Annotated in this window: 5 protein-coding genes; 3 read left to right on the forward strand and 2 right to left on the reverse strand. The window is 62.8% G+C overall.

The annotated features are described in order from the left end of the window. The coding region (locus tag EOD15_RS29430; protein WP_148129692.1) for a LysR family transcriptional regulator at nt 1-184 on the reverse strand (184 nt) is incomplete at its 3' end. Between the two features lie 41 nt (nt 185-225). On the opposite strand from EOD15_RS29430, the gene EOD15_RS29435 reads away from it, so the two are divergent. The 3 genes from EOD15_RS29435 (at nt 226) to rnd (ending at nt 3,800) form a co-directional block, all read left to right on the forward strand. Next, nucleotides 226-1,194: a DMT family transporter gene (locus EOD15_RS29435; protein WP_245463801.1), complete on the forward strand. Its 969-nt coding sequence runs from the start codon at nt 226-228 to the stop codon at nt 1,192-1,194. Between the two features lie 134 nt (nt 1,195-1,328). Beyond that, nucleotides 1,329-2,570, forward strand: coding sequence for an MFS transporter (locus EOD15_RS29440; protein ID WP_127273376.1), 1,242 nt, complete (start codon nt 1,329-1,331; stop codon nt 2,568-2,570). 78 nt (nt 2,571-2,648) lie between these two features. After that, the gene (gene rnd / locus EOD15_RS29445; protein WP_127321443.1) at nt 2,649-3,800 is read left to right on the forward strand and encodes a ribonuclease D; all 1,152 of its coding nucleotides are present in this window, start codon (nt 2,649-2,651) and stop codon (nt 3,798-3,800) included. 49 nt (nt 3,801-3,849) lie between these two features. Here the strand turns inward: rnd and EOD15_RS29450 are convergent, their stop codons facing one another. Further along, the gene (locus EOD15_RS29450; RefSeq protein ID WP_127321444.1) at nt 3,850-4,269 is read right to left on the reverse strand and encodes an MAPEG family protein; all 420 of its coding nucleotides are present in this window, start codon (nt 4,267-4,269) and stop codon (nt 3,850-3,852) included. Between the last annotated feature and the right edge of the window lie 120 nt (nt 4,270-4,389).

Raw genomic sequence — 4,389 nt, forward strand, 5'->3', positions numbered from 1 at the left:
GTTCAACGCGGGCTGTCGAGCGCCGGAACAAGATGGTCTCGATGCGCTCCTCAAGACGTTTCACCTGCAAGCTGACGGCCGCCTGCGTTCTATTGAGCTGCTCGGCGGCTCGCGTGAACGAGAGGCGCTCGGCAACGACGACAAAGGCCCGCAGAAGGTCCGGATCGAGATTCGGGATGCTCATAGCGGAATGTTATCAAACTCATTGAGCTTATTCGATTCCTTATGGCCCGCCTGCCCGATATCGCTGGTTCAGAGTTGGCAAGGTCAGGAACCATGGAAGTCACAGGAGTGCTCGCCGCGATTCTCTCCAGCGCTTTCGGGGGCACCGCCGTTGGCGCAACGCGATATCTCGCGGGCACGCTCGATCCTCTGGCTATCGGTGCCGTCCGGTTCGGCGGCGGCTTTCTGGTTTTGGCCGCCGTCGCTCTCTGGCGGCGAGACAAGTGGCCGCCGAAGAGCGACTGGCTCGGCACTGGCGCATTGGGTCTTCTGTTCTTCGGGCTGTTTCCGGTGCTCTTCAATGGAGCCCTTGTCTACACGACGGCCGCGCGAGGTGCGCTTGCGCTTTCGACACTGCCTCTGCTCACGATGCTTGCCGCGGCAGTTTTGAAGATCGAGCCGCCGACCATCCGCAAGATCGTCGGTGTCCTGATCGCAATGGCAGGAGTGGCCGTAGCGCTCGGCACGAGCCTGACGACTGCTCCCCCAGATGCCTGGCGCGGAGATCTTCTCATGGTCGCGGCCGCTTTCTGCATGGCGCTCTACAACGTCTGGTCGAGACCATTTCTATCCCGCACCGCGCCAATCCCGTTCGTGGCGTTTGGCATGGGCGTGGGCGCGGTCTGCCTATCGGTCCTGGTGGTTTCGAGCGGAGGCTTCGCGCGACTTGCCACTCTCGGTGCACCTCAGTGGATCGCGAGCGCTTATCTGGCCATAATTTGCGGCGCCTTCATTTTCTTCCTTTGGGCATTCGCGCTCGAGCGCGCGCCGCCGACACTGGTTGCCGTCTCCGTTGCGGTGAATCCGGTGACGGCATCGATCTTCGGTGTTGTCTTCCTGGGCGAACAAGTGAGCGCGAACCTGATTGTCGGGCTGATGGCAGTCCTCGCAGGAATAGGCGTCGCAACGGGAGCAGCCGAGCGGCTTGGCCTGTGGCCCGACGATCGGCAGTCACGTCGAAGGCAGCGCTGAGCGCTGACCAAGCAAAACGGGGGAAACGAATCCAGGCGAATACAGCGATCATCCCTGTTGGCGCAGGGAATTGCTGCTGGCGTTGGCCAGGGCGATGGTCCAAGAAGGGATCACCGACACGTGATCGCCTCTTCATGTCCTCCATCCGCCCGATGATCCCGCTTCTTCTCGCCGCCGGCATCTTGCTCGGCGGCAATGGGCTGCAGAGCACGCTGATCGCGCTGCGCGGCGCGCAGGAAGGGTTTTCGGCTTCCGACATCGGCCTGATGGGCACCTTCTACTTCGCCGGCTTCCTGCTCGGCTGCCTGGCCATCACCCGCATCATGAAGGCGGTCGGCCATATCAGGGCATTTTCGGCGCTGGCGGCAATCGCCTCGGTCGGCACCTTGCTCCTGGTGCTGGTCATCGATCCGGTGATGTGGTGCGCGGTGCGCCTTGCCGGCGGCTTCTGCTTCGCCGGGCTGTTCACCATCGTCGAAAGCTGGCTGAATTCCGGCGTCGGCAATCACGACCGGGCACGCGTGCTGGCGATCTACCGGATGGTCGACATCGGTTCGGTGACATCAGCCCAGTTCCTGATCCCGGTCTTCGGCGCCGGCGGTTTCGCCATCTTCGCCATCATGTCGATGATGATCACCTTGTCGCTGGTGCCGGTGTCGCTCGGCGACCGCTCCAACCCGGCACCACCCGAAGAGGTCAAGCTCGACCTGGCGCGCGTCTGGCGGATTTCGCCGCTGGGCTGCTTCGGCTGCATCGCCGTCGGCGTCACCAACAGCGCCTTTCGCACCTTGTCGCCGGTCTATGCCGAGCAGATCGGCATGTCGGTCGCCGATGTCGTCACCTTCGTCAGCGTCGGCATCTTTGGGGGCGCCATCATCCAGTATCCGCTGGGTTATCTTTCCGACCGCTGGGATCGGCGCCGCGTGCTCTTGATCACGACCTGCTGCGCGATGCTTTCGGCACTGGCGCTGGTGTTCATCGCCGGCAGCAATCCGGCGCTCAACTTCATCCTCATCTTCATCTTCGGCTGTTTCGCCATGCCGCTCTATTCGCTGTCGGCGGCGCATTCCAACGATCGGGCCGACACGGGCGAGTTCGTGCTGATCAATGCGGCGCTGATGCTGTTCTATTCCTTCGGCGCCATTGGCGGCCCGTTCGCCGCCTCGACGGCGATGCAATATTTCGGACCGGGCGCCCTGTTTGTATTCAGCGCGGTGGTCTATGCGATCTTCATCGCCGTCATCCTTTACCGCATGCAGGCCCGGTCCGGTGTGCCGGCAGGCAGGCGCGGCCGCTTCACCGCGCTCCTGCGCACTTCGACGGTTTTCGCGCGGCTGGCCAGGAGAAACGACGATTCCGATGGTCCGGGAACCTGATGATGGCGGTGCCAAAGCTTGACGAAAGCCCCGGCGGCTGAAATCTAGGAAGACCTTACTCCTGTCAAAAGCGATTTGATGCACGTCATCACCACCCAGAAAGAACTCGAGACCGTTCTCGCCGCTTTCGAAAAGTCGGATTTCGTTACCGTCGACACCGAATTCATACGAGAAACGACGTTTTGGCCGATCTTGTGCCTGATCCAGATGGCCGCTCCTGGCGTGACGGCACTCATCGATCCCCTGTCGCCCGGTATCGACCTGAAGCCGTTCTTCAGGCTGATGGCCAATGAAGCGGTGGTCAAAGTCTTTCACGCCGCGCGGCAGGACATCGAAATCATCGTCCACCTCGGCGATCTGGTTCCGCATCCAGTGTTCGACACGCAAGTGGCGGCGATGGTCTGCGGCTTCGGCGACAGTGTTTCCTACGATCAGCTCGTGCAGCGCATCACCGGGGCGCGGCTCGACAAGTCGTCGCGCTTCACCGACTGGCGCCACCGGCCGCTTTCCGACAAGCAGCTCGACTACGCGCTGGCCGACGTCACGCATCTCATCGAGGTCTATCAGCACCTCAGCGCCGAATTGGAGCGGGAAAACCGCGCCCATTGGCTCAACGAGGAGATGGAGGTGCTGACCTCACGCGAAACCTATGATCCGCATCCCGAGGACGCCTGGAAGCGGCTGAAGATGCGGCTGCGCAAACCGCAGGAACTGGCGATCGTGCAGGGCGTGGCGGCATGGCGCGAGCGCGAAGCGCGCGAACGCGACGTGCCGCGCGGCCGCGTACTCAAGGACGACGCGATCTACGAGGTGGCGCAGCAGGCGCCGCGCGACGCGGCAGCCCTTGGCAAGCTGCGCACGACGCCGAAGGGCTGGGAGCGCTCCTCGACGGCAACGGCGCTGCTTGGCGCGGTCAACACCGCGCTTGCCTTGCCCAAGGAAGAGATGCCGAAACTGCCAAAGAGTTTCCAGCCGCCCGAGGGCTCGAGCGCCGCGGCGGAACTGTTGAAGGTGCTGCTGCGGATCGTTGCCGAAAAGGAAGGCGTCGCTTCCAAGGTGCTGGCCTCCAGCGACGACATCGACCGTATCGCCGCCGAGGGCGAGGAAGCCGACGTACCGGCGCTGCAAGGCTGGCGGCGCGCGGTGTTCGGCGAGGCCGCGCTCAAGCTGGTGCGCGGCGAGATCGGCATCAAGTTCGACAAGCGCAAGATCGCGGTGTTCGACCTTTAGGCGAACGGACTTCCCTTCTCCCCTATGGGAGAAGGCAGAAGCGCTCTGCTCAGACCGCGCCGAGCAGGTGCAGCGCGAACCAGATCCATCCCAGCAGGAGAATCACCGCACTGACGAAGAATGACCGGCTGCGCAGCAGCAGATTGTTGCTGGTCAGGTGAATCCAGGCATGGAAATAGCGGGACGCGACGAAAACCCACATCAGCGACAAGGTCAGATAGTTGACGCCGTTGGTCAGGTGCAGCGTCAGGCACAGCACGTAAAACAGCACCGGCAGTTCGAACTGGTTGGTGAGATTGGCGGCAACGGTGACGCTGGAGGCCGGTTCGGCCGAACGCACCTTGAACTGACCGGCCTTCGCCTCGCCTGACCTGATTGCGCCGTATCTGCGACGACCCAGGACGCAGTAGACGATGTAGATCAGCAGCACATGCGCGAGAACGGGCCAGAAGATCGTGGTCTGGTTCATCAAGTGCCCCCTGCCCGGTTGGGCTTCGCGTGCGGCATCAGGCCTGGCGTTTCTGGCCCGCCAGCCAGAAGGCCGCGATGACGATCACCGGTATGGCGAAAAGCGCGAATTTGGTGACGG

Source organism: Mesorhizobium sp. M7A.T.Ca.US.000.02.2.1 (genome assembly GCF_003996995.1).
In the GTDB taxonomy this organism is placed as follows: Bacteria; Pseudomonadota; Alphaproteobacteria; order Rhizobiales; family Rhizobiaceae; genus Mesorhizobium.

Coding starts and splice junctions, on each gene's coding strand:
- EOD15_RS29435 (WP_245463801.1), top strand. CDS start 226: ATGGCCCGCCTGCCCGATATCGCTGGTTCAGAGTTGGCAAGGTCAGGA.
- EOD15_RS29440 (WP_127273376.1), top strand. CDS start 1,329: ATGTCCTCCATCCGCCCGATGATCCCGCTTCTTCTCGCCGCCGGCATC.
- rnd (WP_127321443.1), top strand. CDS start 2,649: ATGCACGTCATCACCACCCAGAAAGAACTCGAGACCGTTCTCGCCGCT.
- EOD15_RS29450 (WP_127321444.1), bottom strand. CDS start 4,269: ATGAACCAGACCACGATCTTCTGGCCCGTTCTCGCGCATGTGCTGCTG.